We start from the raw sequence: 23,827 nt of genomic DNA, 5'->3' as shown, positions 1-23,827 counted from the left end.
CTATTCTTACTTCGTTGCTAACAGTTCTGAGTTTCTGTATTCTTCAAGTGTGTCGTCAAACATTTCATCAATCTCTTCGACATAAGAAGCACTAATTTCAGCATCTTCAGTTGAGTTTATATCAACATCAAATAAATGATTATATTTTGTCTTTCCATTCTCAAGAAAACCAAACTTTCCACTTTTATTTTTTAATTTCTTTGTTAAAGCAGCAATAGTCAAAATTATAGCCTGTTCTTCATTTTCTGCTTTAATTCGTCCATGATAAGAAATACATAAATCCCCTTGAATAAAGAACTCCTTCATTAGTTTCCCTCTCTCTGGTGATAATTTACCAAACGCACGTTCCCTTTTATAATCAAACTCATTATAACGTTTTGCCTATTTATCTGCAATTCTTTTTTATATTAGTAATTTTGAGTGTAAAAATAAAATAAAGTAACTTTCCTTAATTGCTCATACGATTATCTTTATGTACAAAATCAAAAAGTCAAGAAAAGAAAATGGGTATTTTATCACTAATGACCATTATGAAATACAATTTATATGTAGTATTATTTTACCATATAAACTCTTGCATGTCCTTGTCTACTTTTGTCGAATTCTGAAAAATATGAACAAAATCCTACCATCTAATTAATAAATGCCACGATTTAGCTCACAACGAAGTCTAATATTTTATTTTTATTCTTTTTATTATGTAAGATTAATCCCTGAATAGGGATTTAATCAGTAATCTTTTCAGATTGTATACAGTATTTTTCTATGTTCTCCATATTGACAACTTTTCTTAGTGATTGTGAAGCAAACTTAACATTCTCATTTAAAAATCCATATTGAGCAGTTATTTTTTTATAATCTGGTACAGTTAGTTCTTTCTTTTCCTTAAATATTTTATATGCCATATTCAACTTCCCTGAATTAGCTAAGTTCTTCGGAGTAAAATAAGGCTCTTCCAGTATCTTCTGAAACGTTTTAAAAGACCTGTGTACTAAGAACTTATCCGCTTGCATACTTTGATCTGGACTTTTATATTTCAATCTAAAAATGTGTTCATTTCGTACTAAATTAGCAAATCTCAGCTTACCTGATGCTGATCCATTATTTAAATGGTAAGTGTTTTGCTCATATGCTAATTTAAGCAGCTCATGACATTTTTCGCTGACTTCAATTATTCGTTCACCATGTTTATCATCTTGAAGTCTTACCTTGTTGTCATCAAGTAAATCATTTATTGTTAAGTTAATTAACTCAGAATGCTGATATCCGTCTATGCCTTCATATACAGCTTGAACCATTGCTTTATCCTGGTTATTGAATAAATAGCTAACGTATTCCTCTACTTCCTTATTTGTAAACAATGTCTTTTTGTTCTTATCTATAAACTGTTTTAAATCCTCGTCCTTTATTTCGTATACTTTATTGATGTTACTATTTGCTAGGCCATGTTCCATTGCCCATGTAGTGTATTGACCAATAACAGCACGTGCGCCCCTTAATGATTCAAGAGATTTGCTATCTAAGTCAAAAAATAAAGTGCGTAGCTCCTCTAGAGAGAAATTAAATATGTCTTTATCCAAAATCCTTTCCGTAAAAGAAAAATCTCTGAGTTTTAATCGGTAAAGCTCTTTTGTTGCTTCACTTTCATATCTTTCTAAGAACTTTTCTTTAATCTCAGCATTGTATAGTTCACTCATATCTATTTCTCCTTTAGCCTAACGAACATCAATTTCATCATAAAAAACTTTTTTCAGTTTTTTCTTCATTGCAGCATTTAATTGTTCCTCATAATTTCTGCTGCTTAACTCCTTGAATGTTTTACCTTTATTAAAATCAACCTGTTGCAGGATCGTTTCTAATTTATCTAGTGGTGTGTGATTCTCTTGCATTTTTTTGGCCAAATAAATGTATCCATAAAATAAAGCATTGTAGTTGATATATGATTTATTTCTTGACTCACTAAGGTCATCTTCAAGGAAATCATCTGGAAAAGCATAGAAAAGCTCAGCAAAGAAGTCCCTTAAATACTTGGACAATTGAATAGCGTCTCTCCGTGAATTGATCTCAAAAGCATCGTCAATTGCTTCGGAAAGAGTATAATAAGTAACCAAGAATGGACTACTTATACCAATTTCACTTTGTACACTAATTTTGTCTTTGAGTTCACTATTATATTTAAGTTGCTCAACAATAGTGGAAGAATAGCGTTTTTGACCAAGTTCTTCAATCCTTGATTTCTCAACAGGATTTATTGTATTCATTTGGGCAAAATGACGTTTTGCTTTTTCTTCAGTATAATTTAAGATATTCAAAATAAAGGTTTGATCTAATTCTGGAGCTTCAGTAATAGCTTTAACAACTCCAGATATTCTATGGTAACCATCTAGAACATCAACCAATGTACCCTTAGTAACAGTTAAGCTTAGGTCGCTTGGATTGTACTCTATTTCTTCATCCTCATCTGAAGTGCCAAACCGTGCATTAAATGTAAACATAGACACGATTAAGTCGCCCTTTTTAAACAGTTCTTTAATCTCTTCAACTGATTTAGGATTAGTCTTTGGCACAGGTATTAAGCTGCCCTTAATGAATCTGCCTTCCCGTTGAGTATTATAGTTGTATTGTAGTATTGAGCTATTATATAGTTCACTTAATTCTTTTGCTGTAATTGAAGTCACATAGTTGTCTTCATTTATTTTTATTACGTTTTTAAATGTATAAGGAAGTGTTAGAACCTCTTCACCAGCAAAAATTCTTCCACCCTCTAACTCTTTAGCCAGCCTTGGTGGAAAATAACTCAAAGGGTCTAAAGCAGCTACGCCAGTAAGTTTATGTAGTTCTTTAGAAAAAATATAAACTTCCTTTTCATTCAAGCGTTGAATGTTATTATCATTGTTATTTAAAATTTCTTGCACATAACCAGGCAGCGTTTTATACTGCGCTCCCATAACCGCTTTTAATTCCCTTACTTTTCTGGAATCATGTTTTAAATCAGAAGCTACTTCTTCTATTTTATTTTTAAGCTTTAAAAGCTTATCCGTTGTCAACAGATCCTGAACCACAATATCACCTCGCACATAATCATATTAAATTTATCATTACATTAACGTACAAGTAAAGCATTTATATGATTATTTATATCACTTTTATTTTAATTCTAAAAATTTTTTGAGCTTCTTACAAATGGAAACATCACACTCTAAAAAGAACTGTCTAAACTGGCCTAACGTAACAGAATCCAGGAAATCAATATCTATATCTTGATCAATTAAAACCCCAGGGTCTTGAGAATAATCTCTTTCCTTGTTTAGATAGTGGTCATTTAGCACATTGATGTTTTTATGTCCTGAAAATGCTGCCACCTTTTTAATATCTCCGCTTACATTATAAGAAAAATTAGTGGCTGTATTACGTAAACTGTGCGGCCTAAGATTTCTTTCCTGCGGGATATTTAACACTCTGCAAACTCTGTGCCACATATCATTAATTGAGTCTACGGTTAATTTATGAAAGATCAACTCATGCTCACCATATTCACTCTTAAGTGTTAACAATTCTTCATAAAAGGAGTTAGAAATACCTACTGGTCTCGCTTTCTTCTGTTTAGTCTTCTTGAAATTGACTAAGTAACAATCGTGCTTTGATGAATACGTTATGTCTTCCCATTTTACTCGTAAGACTTCTGATTTTCTTGCGCCGGTACGCACACTGAATAAAATAAAAAGCTTTTTCATTAACCTGTTTTGTCTCTCATGGATAAATGCAGCTTCTGCAAACTCTTCAGCTTCAGGAATTCCCTCAAATGACCCAGCTGGATTCTTCTCTGTCGGCAATGGTCTAAAATTAAAAATACTTGAGTCACAATCGTGTTCAGACTCCAAGAATTTAATTAAACTTTTGAGTGCTGCAATTTTATTATTAATAGTTGCATTAGTATTATTTTTATTCTTAGCAAGGTAAGTCCTATAATCCATTAGATCATTCTTTTTAATTATTACATCATCTTCACTTAAATATTCAATATCCTTATCAACTTGATAATTAAAGAATTCTCTAATATGCCTTTCATAGGTGGTTCTAGTATTAGACTTTTCAATAAATCCTGATTTGTCGTCCCTATTTCTCAAATCTAATTCATCAAACCATCTATTTATGTCATTATAAATGGAGTAATCCCTCACAGATGGTGTTTGCATTTTCACTTCCAAGGTTTCCACCTCATTTAATTTTATCCATTAAATAATTATCTAACTCATACCACAAGTTTAACCATTCAGTGTTTTGATTTGAACTTTCACTTAGCAGCATAATATTCGCATTGCAGATTTCTATTTGCTTCATTAAGTCATGTACGTCTAGCATCTTAATCAAAATAGATAAATTCAATAAAGCACCTACTTTAAGTGAAATAATTAATCTCAATGAACAGCTGTGTATTGCTTTGTAACCTGCATCTCGTCACATACATCTATAACAGGCTTGCCAGTAAGCTCCTCGAAAAATTCATTTTCAAACCCTATCCATTCATCATTATTAATTTCTTTCTGCAAGTAATTAAAATACGCTTCTGATATTCCTGGTTGCTCTAAAAATTTCAAAACAATCATATGCTTTTTCCAGACTTTCTTTTTATTTTCCTCGGTAAAATATTTATTGTTAGTCATTTTATTTTTATTCTCCTTATATGCATTTAATTGTATTATTTTGATCCTTAATAAGCATATGCTCTTTATGATTTCTTCGCATTGTAGTAACATTATTAGGTGTAAACACATCTGGATCTTCTAAATGAAGATTAACACGAGTAAAGCTCTTAAGTTGTTTTATGTATTGATACTGTCTTAATGAAGTAACCTTATACTCTTCGTTTTTATTTGATTCTTCCATTGTCCCATCTCCCAACAACGTTATCTTATGTACCTTCATTATATCCGTTGCCAACAGATTATGCAATAATTAATTTTATTTTTATTCTAGACAAATAAACACATGTGCTCGATGTGTTTAAAATGTCTATTTTATTTAGTTTCATTTTGTTTATGAAGCCAAGGTTTTATATCGGAATCTAACCACTTCAGCTTCATTCTCAAGGTGATTATCCTCTTGTGCTATTGTTGAATTGATTGCAGCCATTTCTCCATAGCCTTTTGCCATTTCTTTATAAGAAAATGTTTGTCCTAATTGTTTTTTCATTCTAATTCCCCCGTGTTCTCATTTTTCATTTTTAGAATTCCTGGAACTTTCTCTTAAAATTAGAAAAGACGCCTAATCCAATGGATCAAACGTCTAAGACAGTATTATGTATTATATCTGGTTTTTACGCCCCACGACTAGCAGAGGCTACTGTTACATCTCCACTTGCAGTTTCAACAGATTGTTGACCACTTACGAAACCAACAGCTAATGCAAGTAAAATAACAAGGCCGTAGTAAATTTTTTTCATTTTCTCACCTCCTTTCAAGGATGTCAATATTTAGAGTGAAATTAAATTCAATATTTCATCTGTATATCCACGTTTTTTAAGTTCTATAAGAGGCAAATTTAAACAAAGTTTATCGCCTGATTTTTTGAACTTCTTTATACTTTCATGAAAGAAAGAGACATCGTCATACAGTAGACCTTTAACATGATTTAGAAATCCTAAGTCATCATCCAAAACATTCAATTTTTCGATTTTTTCTATAATTGATGCTGCTCTCTCTTGTTCCTTCATATTGACTAAATAATAGGCAACTTCAATCATATCCGGTATTTCGTTTGACTGAAAATCAACCCATTTATTATCTTTTGCCCAAACATTATTAAGAAAGCAAAGAGCCAACTCTAATTTGTAGACGTGATGAGGATTTTCTTTTGCGTAATCCATTCCCTTTTCATAACATAATTTAGCTTCTTCATAATCTTCAAATATAAATGTGTTTCCATATGTCAAATAACCAAATACAATTAATCTATTGTTATTTGTACTTTCAATAACTTTTTGACAATGAATCCTAGTCTCTTCTAATTCGTAGTCATTTAAGAAGATATTGGCTTTTAAAAGTTCAATTCGGCCATAATAACATTCTTTAATAAATCCATCAGGTAACTCTTCTATATCTAAAAATTGCGAAGTGCTTTTCATTAAGCCGAATTCACCAATTTTCAGATATTCGTACATAATTAATATGTTTGAAAATAAAAACATTTCAGGGGTTTTTATTCTGAATTTACCCGTTTCTCTTATGGCATCATTTAACGTAATTTCACTTTTATTTAATCTTCTATGTATAGAGTAAATCTGACCCCATTCACGGCTTATTGAATTAGACGATTCACAAAGATTATTAATAAGCCGGTCAGTAAGCTCATCCCATTGATTTAAATCGGAATATTCAACTGAGTGTCTTGCACATTTTTTGTTAGGATCTAATTCTAAGAAGTACTCACTTAATAGCTGTTTTTCATTATCAGGAAACAAGCTTTTTACGATGTTTATTAAACCTTCTATGTTTTCCATTTCTTTTTCTGGGGTGTTTACAAACTTATAAAAACCATTTACTTTTTCATAACCGGCCAATTTAGCAAGTCGAGTTGCAAGCTGATTATCTTTTTCGCATTCATTCTTAATCATCTGCTTTAATTTCAACTTGTCTCCCCCCTTTATTCACTTATCACTTCCCTTGTTTATAATATACCTTATATACGCTCCAATTACAATAAGTAATTTTATTTTTATTCTATATTCTAAAAAAACTTAATGAAATTCTTATTTTATTTAATATTTAGGAGGCGAAGATATGCCTCCCTAGTGAAGAGTCATTTAGAACAATTTCCTTCTTTTTTAACTGAAGGAGTTTTCAAGTAATCATGCTTATAAATGATGGTATCCGGCTTTGAATATTCATTGTATGTTACTTCAAAACCATTTTTCTGATAAAAGTGTACCAACCTATCATAGTGATCCATATCTTCCGGAGATATCCATCCTGTTATTGGCAATCTCTCTGCATGAGCTACTTTTTTTAAGTAACTCATAGCTATTGTTCCATAACCTTTTGAAGTGTTGTCATCATAAGTAATTATGTCCTGGATATAAATATTATCCTCTCGTATTTGTGTTAAAAATTTTATTAGAAAGAAATCAGTCCTTATAGGTTTTGTTAATTGATAAATTAAAATATCTAAATCAATCCCACCATACCCTTCTCTCTTGTTTTGGATTATAATGATATCATTTCCATATTTGTCTTTCGTTATTTCAAGTATATGGTACCTAGCATCTTTGGTAATTTTAATAATGTTTTTTATTATGATTTCTTTAATAGATAAGGTTCTTTCTGCTTCCTGATTTTTCTTAATCATAAAAGATAAATAGCCCTCTAGTTCTTTAATTCTGTTCTTTTTCTTACCCAAAAACATTTTGGAACCTCCTATATAAAACAATTATTTTACATAGACACAAAGAGGATTAATCCTCTTTGTGCATAGCCGGCCAAAAAAATTTCTCAATCTCCTTTTTCAAGTCTTCCTGTGCTTTGGGCTCAAGTTTATTAAATATGGATTTCATGAGAGAACGTTGCTCAAATATAATGTCAACGAGCTCATCCCTTTTTTGGCTTTTGTAACCGCTTCGTGTTGTAAGCCACTCATCATCATAACCAATACATTCTAATAATAATGTTTGCATATTTTTATTTCTTTTTTTAATATGTTCAGCACGTTTCATTCCTTCTTTAAATCCCCTTTTAAAAGCGTTCGCTTCTAATTGGTTTAATTCAAATTGTTTTTGATATTCCTCTATGCTCATGCGTATATCCTTTCTGATTAGAAATATTATCATTGTTGTACTATTATTTTCTTAAGGTATTATTAGTTTAACCACTTTAAATCTGTAAACGTTTTGAATTCATGTACACCACCGCTTAACGTAGAACTTACATTTAAATCAGTAAGCATAACCCTGGAGCCTTTTTCGGTATAACCAATAAGACTTAAGATTTCTGAATTCTCTTCAGTTAAAAACATTAAATCCATTTTTGCTTCACCGGTAAAATATCCTTTGTAATATGAGCTTAATTGAATACTTTCGCCTACCCACCCACTATCTGTTCTGTTAACTCTTACAGTCTTCTTCTCCTTAAAAAAGATAGCTTCATTAATATCATAATGGGCTAAACCTATAAATAAAGTGCATTCTCTTAATGTAATAGGCGATTTATATTTATTTCTAAATAGTGTATTAATCATTTTTATTCCTCGATTCGGAATGGATTGCAGCCAAGACGTGTTTTAAATCTTCCACCTGATCAACTAAATCATCCATATTCCGTTTGACCAAGTGAGATAATCCATATCTTTCTGCAAAATCAATCTCATATGAACGGACAATTTTTTTGGCTCCTCTACTTTCTTTTGGGGCAGTATAATAACTAATTAAAACATTTGATTTCATGGGTGAATTTGATTTTTTATATTGATCAATGGTATTAAAAAAGAAGCTAATTTCTTCTCCTTTTTCTAGAAGAGCAGTTCTTTGAAAAATGTTTAACTTATTTAATGACATATCACGATAGGGAATGTCTGGATCAAAAACAACATTTACATCATATGCTTGTCCTCCCCCAGTATTTTTAAGTTCTATGTTTAAACAACCTAAACTTTCTTTATCAGGCATTACTTTGACTGTAACAGCAGGCTCTTCCATCGCAACACGTTGTCGCCTAACCTCTGTATAAGATATATAAGTTACAATTAATAATGCCAGTCCTCCAATCGCTGCAACAGTTGTTGCTATTGCACTAAGACCTGATAACATCTCGTTGTCAAAGTCGTTTCCTACAAAATTATATAAATGTACTACTATCGCTAATGAAATACAAATAAATAAGATAATTGCTGCTATTTTTACATATGATGTTTTCACAATATCTCTCCAATCATATCAACAATAATTTTAAAAACACGATTACCCCTTTTCAAAGCCGCTTCCATTCAACATACACAAATCGCTTTTGATACAAGTCTTCAAGTATAGCAGCCCATTCAATCCATCCTTCAGCAACAATGCTCTTCTTTTCCCCACCTTCAATCCACTCTATCCAATACACATGAACACCCCTTACCGAGTCACAACTTGAATTTCCCTTACCTCACATTGCACATTACACTTCGTTTTAAGCTCACTTGCTACCTCGATGACTTCTAACATATTATGCATTTTAGAAGCTTCATGGAGGTCGCTAGATGTCACATAACCGTCCTCATCTAACTTAAATGATTTGAAGTATTCCTTGTTTTCAAACTGCAGTACATAAAAATAATCAAGCAAAGGCATAAATCAACCTCTTTTAAATAATTTTGTAATCCTCATTACTAATGGCAGCAAACCAATTAACATGAAAAAAGCAATCACATTAAGCTTATTTTTGAAGAACAGATTGGCTAAATCTCTTTCCATTCCAGCTGACGTTTCTTGATCCATGATCTCTTTAAACTCTTCATCGTAGTCCTGGTCAACAAAAATAAACTTAATTCCAGTTAATAATCCAACTCCAAGCCAGATAATTAAAAAATAAGCTAAACCAATCATTGTTTCCCTCCCTATATCGAACGGAATTTGGTATTCTTGAGTTGGTATTCTTGAGTATGTTGAATAAATTATGTGGGTGATCATGTGGAAGAGAAATACGAAACAAACGGGTATGATACTTCAATCGTTTATGATTACAAAGAGTATCCTGATGTAAAATACGGTCGCTGCGACAATCGGGATTACACTTTGTTCAAAAGCTCTGTGAAAATTGGTATATTCTTGCGCAAGCGCCGGCGTTGCGGAATGAAAAAGAGCATTTAGTTTAATGCTCTTTTTGCTCAAGCTCTTTCTTTCTATTCCTTCTATAACCTGCATATGAGCCACCAAAAATGGCAATGAACATTGCAATCCAGATAAAAATATTCAAGTCTAATCCCCCAATTTTAAATAAAACACTTCTTTTATCTTGATTCTTTATGCTCTCGGATTAAGACACGTAATCGTGTTAAGGTTACCTCATGACTGCATAAGGAGTGATACCTTGCTAAAAGTTGCAAAAATTTCGGTTTCTTGCATTGCATTAGTCTTGTGCGTATACTCACTGTTTAATCAAAATGAATTATTGTTGATTGTTGCACAATTATTTGTTGCAGCCCTTTTATCATTGGTCGGTGTTGAAGCGCTATTAAGCAAACAAAAACTTTCTGGATATTTACTGTTTGGATCAGCAGCCTTCTTACTTGTTGTAAACGGTGTGAAATTCATGATTTAAATTTAATGTGTTAATTCCGCAGGAATATAGAGTCCCAAAACCAATAAATGAGAGCTGCAACAATACTCATAATGTAATAATTTAAGCTTTTTAGCACAGCCAGAGCACTTGTTGGATTAGTCACAGCAAAAAACGATAACGTAGCTACAAAAGCTATTACTGTGTAAATAAAAAGATTAATTAAATTAAACTTTTTGCCCCTTCTTCTCAACCACATTTGCAAAGGAACGGCAAACACCAAGTAAGTGATTAAAGCATAAAATCCTATGATGCCAATAGTAACTAATGCGATTGCCATAAAACCAGAGTAAACAAACATATACAGACCAAAGATTAGACCATATGACAAACTAGAGATTATCAGAGTATAAACATAACTTTTTAACATTTTATTAGATAGCAAGTTTATCCTCCTGTCTTCGAAAAACCTTATTAATGCAAAACTTTACTTAAGCCATATGGCTTTAGCAGCATCCATTACTCTAGATTTTTCATCAAGATATGCATATTTTCTCTCCCACTCGCTCTTTTTCCAAGCCTCTTGGTTTGCAAACGTTGGTTTAATTGGTTTTGGATACTCATCCTTTGACCAGCCATCTTCAATATGGTTCAACTTAGGGTCATCATCATCGTAATACTTATACCAAACAGTAATCATTTTTAGCATTATTGTCCCACCTACTTCTCTTTAAAATCGTAGTTTGTCATTCATCTTTTTTTAAAAAGGCTGAGAATTTTTTTAAATATGTTGTCTTGTTTCCCTTTCGATTCACTTTTGGATTCTTTGCTTAGCGGTTGTTCCTTTTGCTCTTTTTCATGGCTTTCAAATAAAATGCCTTCTTGGTCCTTCCATCCTCCTGTTTTCTTTGGTTGCATATCAACAGGAGTAGTTGAGATTTCATACGTTTCATTTTTCATATTATTTTTAGTATCATTTTCTTTATTTTCAATAACAAACGTTGCCTTACTCTTTTTATTGTCAAATGTCTTATTATCATTTCTTACAATTATTTTTGCTGGATCATTTTTTATGTTACTTGTTTTTGGTTCATATTCGTAAATTCTATATTTAATGTCTATATCTTTCACTAACACTCTAATAATGTTACTGTCTTTATATTTACTTAAGAAAGAACCCTTTACAATAGCCATTTTTCGACTTTCTTTATTTCTATCCTTAATCCAATTTAAAAGAAACTTCAATGTCCTCTCGAAGCCAGATTTCCCTTTACCTCGTTGAACTAGCATTATACGCTTAGTATCTTTTTGTTTATTTGCAGTTGGATACAAATAAACATATCCCTTATTTTCTAGCGTACCAATATCTCGAATATCAAGGAACCCTTCAACTAAAAAAGTATTCCCAGAAGCCATATCAGTCCATGCTTTGTTATAGTCATCAATAGAGTAATATTGATTATTTGCTTTCAATTGACTCTTTACATAATTAATTACTTCACGGTTACTGCTGTTTAAAAATTCAACGAAATCAGTCACAAACCTTATGTACTCTACATTTATTCCTACAGTAGGTTTCCTAAGAGTATTTTTCAGACCACTTCGGTAATTGCGATTCTTTTTCTCATCACTACCGAAATTCGATACTCCTTGTTTTATAGGTGAAAAGATATCGCTGTTATCAATTTTTATGACAGTCTTCTCTTTTCTAGATTTTCCTTTTATTCTTTCTCTTAAGGGTATATATGGTGTGCTATATCCGCAGTCCAAAACATGTTCTTCTCCTGGTAATAGAGAGAAAAATCCCTCTTTACGATTGACTACCTTTAGCTTTGCATGGCATTTAGATTTGAAATAGTTTTTGCAATAAAGTGTATAACCTACCTCTTTCTCAATATCTCTTTTGATTAATGCTTCCTTTGGGTCTATCGGTTTTGCTTTTCCATTTTTCATATAAATTGCATCATACATAGAGTCACTACTTTGCCCCATATCCACCCTCCGTTTACCTAAGCAACATGGATTTTATATAAAAGAATGATTTTATTTAAACACCTTGAGTATAGCCTGATTTGTCAATAGTCACGAGATGTTCGATATCTTCGTAATGCTCTGCATTCATAACCTCAAAAATATCAATGCCTAGATTTTTCTTCAAATTGCTTTTTGCATGCAAAACAATCATATTGTCAGCATTAATACCATTTGGCATTTGTGGTACACCCGCATTTGTTTTGATTTCTATTCCATTAACATTGAAGGTTACTTTTACTGTGTTTTGCATTATAACTTCTCCTATTCTCTACGATTTTATGTAGACCTAGAAAACTAGTAATTCCTTCCTAACCTTATAACTTTAGTATACCATTTTTATCCTGAGTGATCGATATGGTTATGATCTTTTTGGAAAATCAATAACTCATGCAGCTCAATGTTTAGGTGTGTACAGACTTTATCTAAAAGCTCTCTTGGATACCGCTCCATTTCATCTCTATAGAGCTTTCTAACAGTCGGATACTCATGATCAATTTCTCTGGATAGTTGCCTGATGCTGATCTTCCTTTCGTCTAATATGGGCTTTAAATTAGATTTAATCATTGTTATCACCTCAGGTTTTGATCACTTAAAATGATCATTAAATTTATAATAAAAGGGTCAAGAATTTTATTGACCCTTCATAAAGATTTATTATCTAATCGAGTCAAGATACAGTCCAATAAAATTTTCAGACCACTTATCATTGCTTAAATCGAATCTATCTCTAATTTTAATCAAGTCACACATAACATGAATCTCATTTTTTTTCATTTTATTATATTCTTTTAAAATTTCACTAAATAAAATCGGTGACAATTGGTACGAAAACTTTAATAGTTCTGAATCTGTAAAATTGCAATATGCCAAGTCAAACCATACACTTATATCAATATGCATATTTGACAATATTATTTTATAATCAAAATCCCCTATTTCAACAGTGAATTGCTTTGATGATGGTTCAAATTCATTATTTATATTTGTTTTTTTCAAGTTTCTTAATAGCTCATAATATAATTCAATTTGAAAAAAGATAATTAAATCAACATCATGTGTACCCAATTTATTGTACAACTGGTCGTTTAATTGATTTTGCAATATTATATAAAATACTTTGACAGAGTGTTCACCTGCATTTTCTCTTATTAAACTAATTATTTTATCTAAGTTCATGTATGGAGCTGTTGCAAAACATCTTCCTATATCTTCAAGAGCATCAATTGTCCAGGCGTCATGTACAATCAAGTTTAATATTTCATTTAAATTTCTTAATGTTTTACTCACTAACAAAGGATCATAGTTTCTTACATCATCGTTATGACTAATCTCTCTTTTCAAACCATAGTGCTTAAACTCAAGAATGTTAAAATGGAGTTCTTCATGAATTAACTTTAACGATGTTTCTAACAACAAAGCTGATTCTCTTTGCTTCGAATATTCAGGGTTGTTTTCTTTAGATAACAAGCTTGTACCAAAATCAAGGATCTTTACCCTTAAATTGTTCTTATTACTGCTGTCTATGTTGTTACTAGTAATCAGAATGTTTTTGGTATGTAGATCACCATGAAACAAATGATTAATATGACATTTTTCTATAGATTCAATTATTTGTTTAAATAACTTATACCTAAATTGAAAAAACACATTTCTATAATCTTTTAACCAATTATATAGAGTCTCTCCCTCAATCCATTCCATTATAGAATAGGAATACCCTTCTGGCGTCTGAGCAGCCAGATATACTTTTGTAATTGCTGGATCATTTAAATTAGCTAACTTAGTTACTTCCTCTTTGTACTGTTTGAAAACCACGTTATAATTTTCCGCATTTTTATTCGGCATCCAAAACTTAACTGCACATTCTCTATTTAGTGTTTCTTGAACACTTTTGATAACAATGCCATTAGCGCCGTCACCAGATAATTCAATATATTTAATATCTTTTATGAATACGTCATTCCATTTGGTTTTATTATTTGCGTATTCAGAAATCCATTGACTTCTTTTTCTTGTATTTTTCGAGTCTAAAGGCATCAATTTTAACACACCTTCAGTAAATTCATAATCAATTGGCGTCCTAGACATAATAATCTCCTATTTTTATATTATTTATTGTATATAAGTATACCTTTTTCACGTTTGAATATATACATTTTTATACAAATGGTGCTACTATTTTATTTAGATTCCATCGGCGATGTTCGAAATCTCCATTACGATTTTATATTTTTACTGTACTCTTTAATTAACCTTCGCTTCTCATAAAATTGTTGTTTTATTCAGAGTTGTTTAAGATGCTTGAATTGAGGTGTATTCAACTCCTCCTCATATTCACTTTCAAGATATTTTCTTATGTCATCAGCAGATGCGTATAGATATGTGAAAGCCATGTCTAATACAGCTTTTCTTTTTCTTATGTCCTTTTTCGTCAACCCTGTTCCTTCGCCTTCATCAATAGAACCAAGCAAATCATATAAAGTTTGGGTGAAGTCTTTTAAAGCATAAGTCATATGGTCAAAGTCTCTGTTTTGCGCTTCTTCAATATCTGATTCATCTAGCCTTTTCATCAGTTGCACAAATTCATTTTCCAAACTGCACCCTCCCTTAATCGTCTGACCCATCGTATAATTCTTGTTCATCATGATCTTCAAGAAATTCAATGAAATTTTGCCATTGGTCTGTTCCATTTTCTATGCAATCAACCAATTGATCTTTCACATGATCATTGCTTATATTGTTTTCTTTCATCCAGTCACGTATTTTATTAGCGGACTCTATTGCATGTTTATAATAATAGCCACTATGTACTATGGCTTTCTTAATATCGTCAGGAACATGCATCACTCCGCATCCTCCTCTAACCCTACTACGAGCCTTTCAACTGCTCCTATCTCATATAAGAACTTTTCAACGTCACGAATCAGGCTATCTATGGTATCTGCCGCATATCCATCTTCCTCTTGTGCTATCTCTTGTAAATCATCCATAGTAAGTATTACTTCTCTCAATGCCTCAGCTTGCTTTTTGTTTATTCTATGACCTTTGAAGTCTTTCATATTCTTCCCTCCATATTCAGAACTCACAAGTTCACCATACGATTTTAGATCACCTATTTTTTCTCTTGTTTTTTTAAACAGTTGAATTTCATCTTCGGTAGCTTCACGCTGAATTGAATCTTTAACCCAATCATTCGTATACAGATCACACACTTGACCATCTTTGATATACAATATTTCCGTACATACAAAGACATCTAGCATATTAGGTTTGTTTGGCAGGATTTTAATTATATTTATTTCAGTGCTTCCTTCTTCTGTGCTTTCGAGAGCATAATATTGTCCTACCTTAATCTCCATATCTTTTTCTCTCCATCCTGTTTATTTCAGTCTGAATTGTTTTCTTATTTTTTCATATTCTCCACTGTTCTTTAACTCTTGAAGAGTTGGATCAGTTTCATCAATAATAGCGTTACCACAGTTGCAATCCCATTGTATAAATGTTTGATTTTCACAAACTAAACAAATCGGGGTTTGGTAATCAGGCGGCGAATAATCTTCTCTATCTTTATATAAAGGATACATTTCATCAAAGAACCTTTTAACTTCCCGATCAGTCATGACAGCTATTGTGCTTGAAACTGTTTTTTCTCCAAGCTTGTTGATTAAGAATTGCACACGTTCTTTCCTTCTTTTTGGTACGGAAGCCATTGTTTAAACACCCCGATTCTGTTTAAAATATGCATTTTATTTAAACAACTCCAACCTGCTCTTCTATAAAGCTAGTAAAATCATCTTGTTTAATTGGTGTGGTAATTTTCTCGTTTATTAATTTCTTATATCTTATAGCCATTCTATTGATCCATATCATGTATTCATAAATTTTATATTCATCACCTGGCTTTATTCCTTGAGATAACATATAGTATCTGAACCTAATTTGACACTCATCATAAGGAGGCGCAATACTCATGTATTTTGTCCTCCTTGTAAGCATCCCAATGTTGCTTCTTCAATATTCAGTCTCAGAATGATTCTCATAATTTCTTCTTGGAACCCTTCACTGTCTTTTTTAAATGAAAGTTCCGTTAACTTTTTCATATCAGTAAGATTAAGTTTTGGTAATACTCTTTTCAAAAATTGATCTTTTGCTTTTGCAAAGTTTTCTTTTTCTTTTTTTGCCTCTCTCATTGATTTTATGCTTACTACCTTTGTTGATTTAACTTCTTCTGGTACTTCATCTACTTGCTTTGTTTCTTCTTTAATTGGCTGAGGTGCAGGATCTGTAATAAAGCTTTCAACTAACTCAGCTTCACCATTTTTGATTAGTTCTAATGCTTCAACTTTTTTAATTGGGAAACTTCTCATTTGAGCCCAGCTATATCTATAGTATCTGTTTCCTTTTTGTTTAATTAACATCATCTTTAACCTCTCCGTCATCATGTAATATTATTTTTATTCTAATTTTATGTAATAAATTCTTATCCCCTTAACTTGTTTTAAGTATAACATGATCATTATAAACTATCAATGGTAATTTTATTTTTATTCTAAAAAATTTATATAAGTTTTCGTTCAGCTTGCTGAACAAAACCGGACGTAAAGCGCCCTTCTTTACGGACGTATGTACTTAAAATGTTCTCCCTTTTTTAAAATTTATTTTTATACCCTTTCCCTAAAGACTTAGGCTCTGAAACCCTTGATATAACTGACTTTTTTTCAAAGTTTAAGAGGTTTGTTCTATTAACCTATTCATTTAACCATTCTAAAAGCAGCTTCCTCATCCTTAAAGATGGAATGAATAATGTTATTTCTTTACCATCTCTTATACCTGATCTCCATATCCACTGTACTAATTCAGATAAAGCAAATAAATCCTGATCAATTGCAATATTATATTTATTCTTAAAATAACTATAAAGGATTGTATTAACGTATCTGTTTATTGTATAAGCTAAATGTTTCTTATGCTTATATTCATTTGTAGCACGTGCATTGCAGGAAACAAAACCTTTTGTATATCCATTACCTTTTATTTTATTCTTATGTTCTGAATAGGTCGTCCACATTGCTTCATCACTTGATGACTTAACAATGTTGTTAAAGTAATTGAATACATTGTTCTTTACTTTTTTGATTGTATAAGGTGACTTATCTTTGTACCAGGTTGATGATAATGAATAATCTAACTGGCCTACAGCATTCAAGTTACCTTCATAAATTTTAATCTTATTACGGATCATTTTCTTAACGTTGTTCTCAAAGTTTTTATTGTATTGAGTAAACCGGTATTCCCCATCTACATAGGATGAGACATATTTTTCATATGCAATATTATTTACATCATAATAATACCTTTGAATCTGAGCATCAAACATGTAAGTTAATATGTAAACCTCTTTAAACAATTTGAATACCTCAGCTGGAAAGTTCCAAATCAATATACTGTCTTTAAAATAAACAAGATTATTGTTCAATGCCATATCTCTAATGTCATTGTAACGTGTCTCATAATCCCTTTTATCTTCATTCCATTTAACAAATCCATCTTCAACATAGATAAGATTAGAATCAAATAGTGTTGTAAGATCATGTGTCTTCACTTGTAGCTGCTCAACTACTTCCATAACCTCATCTAATATTAAAGTATAGTTACCTGAAAGGATAAGCTCTTTTGTTTCATCGTTTGCGTTCTTAAATAAGTTATGTGTTGCAACAATGTTTTTATTCTGTGATAAGAGTTCATGAAGTGATTCAAATTTATATTGAGTCTTATCCCCTTTTGTTCTTACTTTAGGTTCATACATTTGTCTGTTGGTTACACTTTTCTTTATCCGCTCAACCTCATTAAGATAAGGTGTGACAAATATAAAGTTATCTTCTGGGTTAGCGTTGTTCATGTAGTTAATAGCTGCTGATGTCTTACCAGATCCCATTATGGAATCAACTACTTTAACTATATTCATTTAGCATCTCCTTTTCATTTAATTAAAATAAAGGAACGATAAATGTTTACCGCTCCTTATTTACAGTTTGATATTTAACTGGTGTGTTCAAGGTTCATGGTGTTTAACTTTGCTTATCTCTTCTCTGTACTCTAAAAGGTCTGAATCAATTCTGTCAGTTGTTTTCTTGATGGAGTCAATATCTTTCTTGAGCATTTCTAATTCCTTAGCAAGCTGCCGAATAGCATCCAGGAATTTTTTCTCCACTCATCTCACCTCAATGATTAATTATACCATGAGGCCTATAAGATTAGTGTGACTTGTTTCTTAGTTTAAGGAATACAAAATAGATGATCCATAACAGTATGGCAATGATACATGTGACTATGAATGTTGTATTGATTAGTGTTTGTGCTTCGCTGCTGAAGTAATCTTTGATGAGTTGAAACATCAAGAATAATCCAATGAATGTGATATGGGTAAACCATAGTGAGAATCGTTTCATGTTTACAATGTGCTTGATCATGTTATAATATGGGTAGGAACTAAAGGAGAAGTTCATTCCCCTTTAGCTTAGCTCTCATCGGCGTATACGTTGGCGTTGTCTCTTTGGTCGGAGCCGCTTGCGTATACGCTTTTTCTTTTTGCTTGTCCCATTCATTAAGTTTCTTACCTTCTCAACTATTGTGAGGCAGTTAATAGTAAGAACTGTTAATGAGATGAGGAAAGCAACTAAGATACCCACTTTCTCAAGCACTATGTACACCTCCTTTCCTGTGACTCTATTATAACACAATTAATCGTCAAAGTCATTTTATTTTTATTCTAATTAATTATATTTTGTTGGTGATAGTAATGATGAGTATATTCGTCTGTATGATGATTTAGCTGTTAGGATAGCAAATGATATGGGAATGAACATTGGATGGCTTACATAGGTGTTATATTGATTCTGAGAGCGTGGTAGTGTGATAGAGGGATTTGAATTATGAGTGTTGTGTATATGGGTGAGTAAGTCGATGAGTTTAGCGTGTGTGAAGAGTGATAAGCGAAGGATATATGATTATATAAGGTATGGTTATGTATAGTGATGAGTATAAAATAAATATGTCTTCGATTCCCTCGGATTCGTTATAAATACGATTATCTTTAATGAACGGTTATTCATTTTTATATTGCTGATTAATTTAATTTTTTGAAATTTATTCTTGTGTTTGGCCTGGAATTATGTTAGAGCTGTGTTGAATAAGCAGGAACAAGTAATTCCCTACATAAGGTATATTATATGGGGTTTTCACTGCCAGTATATGGGGGTATATTTACATCTAATGGTAAAATAAGAGGAACAAATGTGCCCATAGCACTTCCATTTCCACACCATTTACAAATTTACATTTTCCCAATTTCACATTAAATCGTCCTTTTTCACATCGTAATCGCTATCGTAAAAACATATATTATCAATGTTTTTTTCTCTTCAAATTTCTCCTTTTTCATTAATATCTCCTTAAAACGACTTCTTTCCCCTACTCCCACTTACGTTTTACGAGCGTTTGTCTCCTATTCACTAATTAAAGTGTCAAATATCCTTATGTTTACTGTCTTTTTTAGCCCTTTATAAATTTTTACGATGAGCATGTTTTTCGTGTACAAATAACATTACGATATGCAAACCAAATCCAAAAAATAAAAAAGGTGATCTTAATTTCGATCACCACCTTTTCTTGTGTCTATTCCCATTTTTCATCATCTGATATCCACTTATTTGCTCGTAAATCCAACGACTTATAATCATCATGAATAACAAAGTATGAAGGCAAGTTCATTATATGACCTTGAGCTGCTTTCCAACACTCATAAAACCACTCTGTGAATGCTTTATATTCTTCCCTTTCTATTTCAATATCGTTGTTTTCATAAAACTCGTCAAATTCCTTTTTATTCTCCCTAGATAGTTGAAAATATTTAATATCAGGTATAACTTGAGTGCTCCCTGAAAAGATTGTTTTGTCTTCTCCTTCATAAAACACTTCACTTGCCTCTTTATCCATTGAAAACATTCTTATTGATATCTCAAATCTTGTTGGATCAATAAAGGCCATGTAGTCTACTAAATCAATACCATTATAAAAATTGTAGTTGATTGTTTTTTTGATTTCCCTTGTTAATAAAGCTGAGTGTTGACCGAGATTTTGCTGAACTGTTTTGATATAGTCTTCCAGTGAGAACATTTAATTACCCCTTTTTATTATTTGTTTGCTTAATAAAGTAGTAAACTACCCATCCAATTAAGATGACAGACAGCCCCCAATATTTTTGCTGAGTTGGAAGCATGTAAGATACTAAAATAGCTAAGGCTAGTGACGGCAACATAATCATGTAGTATTTCTTTCTATTTTTCATAATTTTCATCCCCTTTTTATTAATAAACTACATACGTTTATATCGCCTATTAGTTTCGATAATAAAACTCGAAATTAAAAATTTTTGAAATTAGTGTTTACAAGAATAAAAATAAAATATATAATCAAGTCACCTGCTAAACACAGGGATTTTTATTAGTTTTATTTAGAATAAAAATAATATTACTTGTGGAGGTGATTGAATGAAAAAACAGTATATGTTTAGTAACTTAATTGGTTTTCTTGAAACTAAAGTTATTAATGAAACAGCAACACTAGAAGAAGAAAACCTTTATCAAGACTATTTGTGGTACGGAACAGTTAATAAAAAAAGTCATACATACAGAAATTTAGTGTCTCAATATTTAAATAGTAGTTATTAAGAATAAAAATAAAATAGTTAATTAATTTACAAGGGGAGAATTTATTGAAAGGAAAAAAAGACGGTCTAAATAAGCAAGTACATATTTACAGTATTGATACTTCTGCTTTTTATAATGATCAAGAAAACAAATTACATAACAAAATTTTAAAATCATATAGGTACAGAGATCATCTCAAAAAACTTGAACATGTTGATAAAAAACATAAGAAGTACATAACGCAAAGGATTATTTCCTTAAAAGAAAAGCTTTATAACGCCTTTAACAATCATAATCAAATAAGAACACTTAGAACAGATTCACTTAAAGATAATAATGTGATTTCATTATTTGATTCAGTCTTAACTCGAACGTTGGGAATCAAAGAAAACACACTATCTGAAGAGATTATGGTCGTCCAAACTTATCATTTTCAAATTTTAAGGGACATTATTGATAAAGGATTCATACATAACAATGAGAAATACGTTTATTTCACTAGCAGTGCCGGTCAAATACGAACCAAAAAGTCTTGTTTTATCAAGCAAAGCACCTTAGATAAGTATCAAAATGCTTTAACTTGTGGTCTTAGTGTGGAGCAAATCAATGCTCAAGGTGGGAGCAGCATAAACAAATGGAATAGCTACATGGCCTTATCGAATAGCGCCAGCAGTCCATGGGAAATTGATATTGATAAAGCAATTGTTGTAAATGACTTAGAAACAAACGTTTCCAGCCTGGTTGATTATATTGACCGTGATACATATGAAATCACTCGTAAGGTTATGGATATTCCTGTAGAACATACAGATGGTTGCGGAATGATGCTTCCTAGTTTGAGCCAGAAAAGTTTTATGGTCAGATTGCCATGGGTTAAGGGGCTGCTAGTTCCATTTGATTTTAGAAAGTTTGCTGAAAAACACAGTTCATTTACAGTTAAGGACGTCTACGGTAAAGAATGGGACATTATTAAAGATGATATCCAAATTATTTTTACGAAAAGCCAGTTTAAGATGTGGAAGTACTATGATTCATGGGATGACTATCGCCACAAATTCAAAAAGTATAGATGCCTAGGAGCTAAATTGAATGAAGAAGATCCTTCTGTTGAGGGAAAACTGACTTACCAGATGCTACAAACACTCACTGATATCACAGGTGAGGAATTGAAACAAATAAGCTCAAAGACTGTCAGAGAGATTACTCAATTAGGCACTGATAAAGAAACCATGATGAAAGTTTTGGGGGCTACCGAGAAAAATAAACATAAGACAAGTCTTCAAGAAGCTCTACTGATATATCCAGAGCTGCTAAATGATGATCACACCAAAGAAATCATTAAGAATAAGAAGAAGAGTATGATTAAGGACGCCAAATCAGGAAAATTACTAGTTAATGACGCCAGGTATACGTATTTATGTCCAGATCTTTATGCTTTTTGTGAAAAACTATTTCTTGGAATTGACAATCCAAAAGGACTACTCACCGACAGCAATGTCTATTGTTCTTTATATAATGAAGGGCATATTGATATCCTCCGCTCCCCTCACCTATACAGAGAGCATGGCGTTAGGTGGAACAAAAAAGATAAGGAATATGAAAAGTGGTTCATTACCCCAGGTGTTTACACCAGCATTCATGATCCGATATCGAAACTGCTGCAGTTTGATAACGACGGGGATAAGGCCTTAATTATTTCTGATGAGCTAATCGTCAATATTGCCAAGCGTAATATGGAGAACATCGTTCCTTTGTATTATGAAATGTCTGTAGCCCAGAAACAAGAGATCAATAGCAGGAACATCTATGAAGCTCTAACTCTTGCTTATGGAATCAATATAGGGGAGTACAGTAACAACATTACTAAGATATGGAACAGTGACAATATAAACCTGGACGTGATCAAATGGTTATGCATGGAGAATAACTTTACTATCGATTTTGCAAAAACCTTATTCATGCCCACCCGCCCTGATCATGTTGATGAGAAAATCAAAGATTACATAAAAAATAAAGTGCCCCACTTCTTCATCAATGCAAAGAATAAAGAAGAACATAGCGTAGAATTGATTAATGAAAGTACAGTAAATAAGTTAGACTCAATTATCCCATCCGACCGAATTAATTTCGCAGCTATTGCAGGAAGGTTCGATTATCGTTTCCTGCTTAAGAACAAGGAGATTAAAGTGGACGATGCAATTATTAGTGAATACAAACGATTAGACCAGAACAAGAAATGGCTGATGAATGATGAAGACATTAAGCCTGGACAAAAACTTTATGTTTATAGGGTCATTAAAGACAGATTGATGAAGGTTCACTACGACGAGCAATATGTTTCTGATGTTTTGGTTAAGCATTTATATAAAAAGAAAAGCAAATTTAAATCAACATTATGGGAGTGCTTTGGCGAGACTCTATTAGAGAATCTAAGACATAACTTAAAGACTTATAGAGGATGCTGTAGTTGCGGTAAGATGTTCAAATCAGCATCGAACAAGGCGAAATATTGTCCAACCTGTGCAAAGAAAATAGCACAAAAGCAAAAAAACAAGTGGAAAAGGGATAAATGGAGGAAAGAAGAAAAATAGAAAGTGCCTTGAGCCTTACTCCCCCAAGGGGTACAGCGATTTTACCGAAAAAAGTTCAACAAAAAAAGTGCCTTGAACCCTTGGTGCAACTGGGCTGAAAGCCCCTTTTGAGATAATCGCCATAAGGGAGAAAGAAAGCTAATTTCCACATAAAAGGGTGAGTAAGTCTCCCATTTTCCAAAAAAGCGCATACGTTACCGTAATTATACTTTAACACAAAAATAAGCAAAACCACTAGGAGGAATTAAAA

38 protein-coding genes are annotated in these 23,827 nt (G+C 32.0%); 4 read left to right on the top strand and 34 right to left on the bottom strand.

The annotated features are described in order from the left end of the window. Window positions 1–6: 6 nt before the first annotated feature. The 16 genes from KHQ79_RS20910 to KHQ79_RS20835 all read right to left on the bottom strand — a co-directional run bounded on the left by KHQ79_RS20910 (window position 7) and on the right by KHQ79_RS20835 (window position 9,571). A complete protein-coding gene (locus KHQ79_RS20910) occupies window positions 7–306 on the bottom strand; it encodes a hypothetical protein (RefSeq protein WP_225516795.1) in 300 nt (99 codons plus the stop codon). A 419-nt stretch (window positions 307–725) separates the two neighbouring features. Further along, complete coding sequence (locus KHQ79_RS20905; protein WP_225516794.1) at window positions 726–1,697, bottom strand: phage lytic cycle repressor MrpR family protein; 972 nt, start codon at window positions 1,695–1,697, stop codon at window positions 726–728. 18 nt (window positions 1,698–1,715) lie between these two features. Beyond that, a complete protein-coding gene (locus KHQ79_RS20900; RefSeq protein ID WP_225516793.1) occupies window positions 1,716–3,062 on the bottom strand; it encodes a DNA sulfur modification protein DndB in 1,347 nt (448 codons plus the stop codon). 84 nt (window positions 3,063–3,146) lie between these two features. Continuing rightward, on the bottom strand, window positions 3,147–4,202 hold the full coding sequence (locus tag KHQ79_RS20895; protein ID WP_225516932.1) for a tyrosine-type recombinase/integrase: 1,056 nt from the start codon (window positions 4,200–4,202) through the stop codon (window positions 3,147–3,149). Between the two features lie 216 nt (window positions 4,203–4,418). Continuing rightward, window positions 4,419–4,664, bottom strand: coding sequence for a hypothetical protein (locus KHQ79_RS20890; RefSeq protein WP_225516792.1), 246 nt, complete (start codon window positions 4,662–4,664; stop codon window positions 4,419–4,421). A 16-nt stretch (window positions 4,665–4,680) separates the two neighbouring features. Next, window positions 4,681–4,887: a hypothetical protein gene (locus KHQ79_RS20885; protein ID WP_225516791.1), complete on the bottom strand. Its 207-nt coding sequence runs from the start codon at window positions 4,885–4,887 to the stop codon at window positions 4,681–4,683. Between the two features lie 150 nt (window positions 4,888–5,037). Then, window positions 5,038–5,193: a hypothetical protein gene (locus tag KHQ79_RS20880; protein WP_225516790.1), complete on the bottom strand. Its 156-nt coding sequence runs from the start codon at window positions 5,191–5,193 to the stop codon at window positions 5,038–5,040. A gap of 124 nt (window positions 5,194–5,317) precedes the next feature. Next, window positions 5,318–5,443, bottom strand: a complete 126-nt coding sequence (locus tag KHQ79_RS20875) for a lysogeny pheromone AimP family peptide (RefSeq protein WP_142367098.1) — start codon at window positions 5,441–5,443, stop codon at window positions 5,318–5,320. Window positions 5,444–5,473: 30 nt separating this feature from the next. Then, complete coding sequence (locus KHQ79_RS20870; RefSeq protein ID WP_225516789.1) at window positions 5,474–6,628, bottom strand: AimR family lysis-lysogeny pheromone receptor; 1,155 nt, start codon at window positions 6,626–6,628, stop codon at window positions 5,474–5,476. Window positions 6,629–6,798: 170 nt separating this feature from the next. After that, window positions 6,799–7,401 carry a hypothetical protein gene (locus KHQ79_RS20865; RefSeq protein WP_225516788.1) on the bottom strand — a complete coding sequence of 201 codons (603 nt, stop codon included), beginning with the start codon at window positions 7,399–7,401 and terminating at the stop codon, window positions 6,799–6,801. 49 nt (window positions 7,402–7,450) lie between these two features. Continuing rightward, window positions 7,451–7,789, bottom strand: coding sequence for a hypothetical protein (locus tag KHQ79_RS20860; protein ID WP_225516787.1), 339 nt, complete (start codon window positions 7,787–7,789; stop codon window positions 7,451–7,453). Window positions 7,790–7,851: 62 nt separating this feature from the next. Further along, on the bottom strand, window positions 7,852–8,229 hold the full coding sequence (locus KHQ79_RS20855) for a hypothetical protein (protein WP_225516786.1): 378 nt from the start codon (window positions 8,227–8,229) through the stop codon (window positions 7,852–7,854). After that, window positions 8,222–8,905: a hypothetical protein gene (locus KHQ79_RS20850; RefSeq protein ID WP_225516785.1), complete on the bottom strand. Its 684-nt coding sequence runs from the start codon at window positions 8,903–8,905 to the stop codon at window positions 8,222–8,224. The genes KHQ79_RS20855 and KHQ79_RS20850 overlap by 8 nt, the downstream gene beginning before the upstream one ends. Before the next feature lie 52 nt (window positions 8,906–8,957). Beyond that, window positions 8,958–9,089 (bottom strand): hypothetical protein, encoded by a 132-nt coding sequence (locus KHQ79_RS20845; protein WP_225516784.1) that lies wholly within the window; start codon window positions 9,087–9,089, stop codon window positions 8,958–8,960. An 11-nt stretch (window positions 9,090–9,100) separates the two neighbouring features. Further along, window positions 9,101–9,316 (bottom strand): hypothetical protein, encoded by a 216-nt coding sequence (locus tag KHQ79_RS20840; protein ID WP_160243827.1) that lies wholly within the window; start codon window positions 9,314–9,316, stop codon window positions 9,101–9,103. A gap of 3 nt (window positions 9,317–9,319) precedes the next feature. After that, the gene (locus KHQ79_RS20835; RefSeq protein ID WP_160243828.1) at window positions 9,320–9,571 is read right to left on the bottom strand and encodes a hypothetical protein; all 252 of its coding nucleotides are present in this window, start codon (window positions 9,569–9,571) and stop codon (window positions 9,320–9,322) included. An 84-nt stretch (window positions 9,572–9,655) separates the two neighbouring features. Here KHQ79_RS20835 and KHQ79_RS20830 point away from each other — a divergent pair, with 84 nt between their 5' ends. Both KHQ79_RS20830 and KHQ79_RS20825 read left to right on the top strand, forming a co-directional pair. Continuing rightward, the gene (locus KHQ79_RS20830; protein WP_225516783.1) at window positions 9,656–9,835 is read left to right on the top strand and encodes a DUF8096 family protein; all 180 of its coding nucleotides are present in this window, start codon (window positions 9,656–9,658) and stop codon (window positions 9,833–9,835) included. A gap of 220 nt (window positions 9,836–10,055) precedes the next feature. Next, window positions 10,056–10,286, top strand: a complete 231-nt coding sequence (locus KHQ79_RS20825) for a hypothetical protein (protein WP_225516782.1) — start codon at window positions 10,056–10,058, stop codon at window positions 10,284–10,286. A 10-nt stretch (window positions 10,287–10,296) separates the two neighbouring features. On the opposite strand, the gene KHQ79_RS20820 is transcribed toward KHQ79_RS20825, so the two are convergent. The 18 genes from KHQ79_RS20820 to KHQ79_RS20735 form a co-directional block, all read right to left on the bottom strand. Beyond that, window positions 10,297–10,674 (bottom strand): UPF0715 family protein, encoded by a 378-nt coding sequence (locus KHQ79_RS20820; protein ID WP_225516931.1) that lies wholly within the window; start codon window positions 10,672–10,674, stop codon window positions 10,297–10,299. 57 nt (window positions 10,675–10,731) lie between these two features. Continuing rightward, window positions 10,732–10,953, bottom strand: coding sequence for a hypothetical protein (locus KHQ79_RS20815; RefSeq protein ID WP_225516781.1), 222 nt, complete (start codon window positions 10,951–10,953; stop codon window positions 10,732–10,734). Between the two features lie 41 nt (window positions 10,954–10,994). Beyond that, entirely contained in the window at window positions 10,995–12,236 is a 1,242-nt protein-coding gene (locus tag KHQ79_RS20810) for a hypothetical protein (protein WP_101501582.1), read from the bottom strand. 55 nt (window positions 12,237–12,291) lie between these two features. Next, window positions 12,292–12,528, bottom strand: a complete 237-nt coding sequence (locus KHQ79_RS20805; RefSeq protein ID WP_225516780.1) for a hypothetical protein — start codon at window positions 12,526–12,528, stop codon at window positions 12,292–12,294. Between the two features lie 86 nt (window positions 12,529–12,614). Further along, on the bottom strand, window positions 12,615–12,842 hold the full coding sequence (locus KHQ79_RS20800) for a helix-turn-helix domain-containing protein (protein WP_225516779.1): 228 nt from the start codon (window positions 12,840–12,842) through the stop codon (window positions 12,615–12,617). 90 nt (window positions 12,843–12,932) lie between these two features. Beyond that, the gene (locus KHQ79_RS20795; protein WP_225516778.1) at window positions 12,933–14,366 is read right to left on the bottom strand and encodes a protein kinase domain-containing protein; all 1,434 of its coding nucleotides are present in this window, start codon (window positions 14,364–14,366) and stop codon (window positions 12,933–12,935) included. A gap of 194 nt (window positions 14,367–14,560) precedes the next feature. Next, the gene (locus KHQ79_RS20790) at window positions 14,561–14,872 is read right to left on the bottom strand and encodes a hypothetical protein (RefSeq protein ID WP_225516777.1); all 312 of its coding nucleotides are present in this window, start codon (window positions 14,870–14,872) and stop codon (window positions 14,561–14,563) included. Between the two features lie 13 nt (window positions 14,873–14,885). Further along, window positions 14,886–15,122 (bottom strand): hypothetical protein, encoded by a 237-nt coding sequence (locus KHQ79_RS20785; protein WP_225516930.1) that lies wholly within the window; start codon window positions 15,120–15,122, stop codon window positions 14,886–14,888. Continuing rightward, complete coding sequence (locus tag KHQ79_RS20780; protein WP_225516776.1) at window positions 15,122–15,637, bottom strand: hypothetical protein; 516 nt, start codon at window positions 15,635–15,637, stop codon at window positions 15,122–15,124. The genes KHQ79_RS20785 and KHQ79_RS20780 overlap by 1 nt, the downstream gene beginning before the upstream one ends. A gap of 21 nt (window positions 15,638–15,658) precedes the next feature. Then, complete coding sequence (locus KHQ79_RS20775) at window positions 15,659–15,988, bottom strand: hypothetical protein (RefSeq protein ID WP_225516775.1); 330 nt, start codon at window positions 15,986–15,988, stop codon at window positions 15,659–15,661. Window positions 15,989–16,028: 40 nt separating this feature from the next. After that, window positions 16,029–16,250, bottom strand: coding sequence for a hypothetical protein (locus tag KHQ79_RS20770; RefSeq protein ID WP_225516774.1), 222 nt, complete (start codon window positions 16,248–16,250; stop codon window positions 16,029–16,031). Beyond that, complete coding sequence (locus KHQ79_RS20765) at window positions 16,247–16,699, bottom strand: hypothetical protein (RefSeq protein ID WP_225516773.1); 453 nt, start codon at window positions 16,697–16,699, stop codon at window positions 16,247–16,249. The genes KHQ79_RS20770 and KHQ79_RS20765 overlap by 4 nt, the downstream gene beginning before the upstream one ends. A gap of 326 nt (window positions 16,700–17,025) precedes the next feature. Continuing rightward, window positions 17,026–18,243: a hypothetical protein gene (locus KHQ79_RS20760; RefSeq protein WP_225516772.1), complete on the bottom strand. Its 1,218-nt coding sequence runs from the start codon at window positions 18,241–18,243 to the stop codon at window positions 17,026–17,028. Window positions 18,244–18,330: 87 nt separating this feature from the next. Continuing rightward, window positions 18,331–18,489, bottom strand: a complete 159-nt coding sequence (locus KHQ79_RS20755) for a hypothetical protein (RefSeq protein ID WP_225516771.1) — start codon at window positions 18,487–18,489, stop codon at window positions 18,331–18,333. A 43-nt stretch (window positions 18,490–18,532) separates the two neighbouring features. Further along, a complete protein-coding gene (locus KHQ79_RS20750; protein ID WP_071582334.1) occupies window positions 18,533–18,784 on the bottom strand; it encodes a hypothetical protein in 252 nt (83 codons plus the stop codon). 18 nt (window positions 18,785–18,802) lie between these two features. Continuing rightward, the gene (gene yonT / locus KHQ79_RS20745) at window positions 18,803–18,979 is read right to left on the bottom strand and encodes a type I TA system toxin YonT (RefSeq protein WP_225516770.1); all 177 of its coding nucleotides are present in this window, start codon (window positions 18,977–18,979) and stop codon (window positions 18,803–18,805) included. A gap of 973 nt (window positions 18,980–19,952) precedes the next feature. Next, entirely contained in the window at window positions 19,953–20,453 is a 501-nt protein-coding gene (locus KHQ79_RS20740) for a hypothetical protein (RefSeq protein ID WP_225516769.1), read from the bottom strand. Between the two features lie 4 nt (window positions 20,454–20,457). Then, entirely contained in the window at window positions 20,458–20,625 is a 168-nt protein-coding gene (locus tag KHQ79_RS20735; RefSeq protein ID WP_225516768.1) for a hypothetical protein, read from the bottom strand. Between the two features lie 202 nt (window positions 20,626–20,827). Here KHQ79_RS20735 and KHQ79_RS20730 point away from each other — a divergent pair, with 202 nt between their 5' ends. Then, entirely contained in the window at window positions 20,828–21,007 is a 180-nt protein-coding gene (locus KHQ79_RS20730; RefSeq protein WP_225516767.1) for a hypothetical protein, read from the top strand. A gap of 44 nt (window positions 21,008–21,051) precedes the next feature. Beyond that, a complete protein-coding gene (locus KHQ79_RS20725; RefSeq protein ID WP_225516766.1) occupies window positions 21,052–23,577 on the top strand; it encodes a hypothetical protein in 2,526 nt (841 codons plus the stop codon). Window positions 23,578–23,827 lie beyond the last annotated feature (250 nt).

Source organism: Bacillus sp. TSO22 (assembly GCF_020223595.1).
Classification (GTDB): Bacteria; Bacillota; Bacilli; order Bacillales; family Bacillaceae; genus Bacillus; species Bacillus inaquosorum.
Note: the sequence above shows the minus strand (reverse complement) of the source record. Positions and strands in the feature narration are given on the sequence as shown.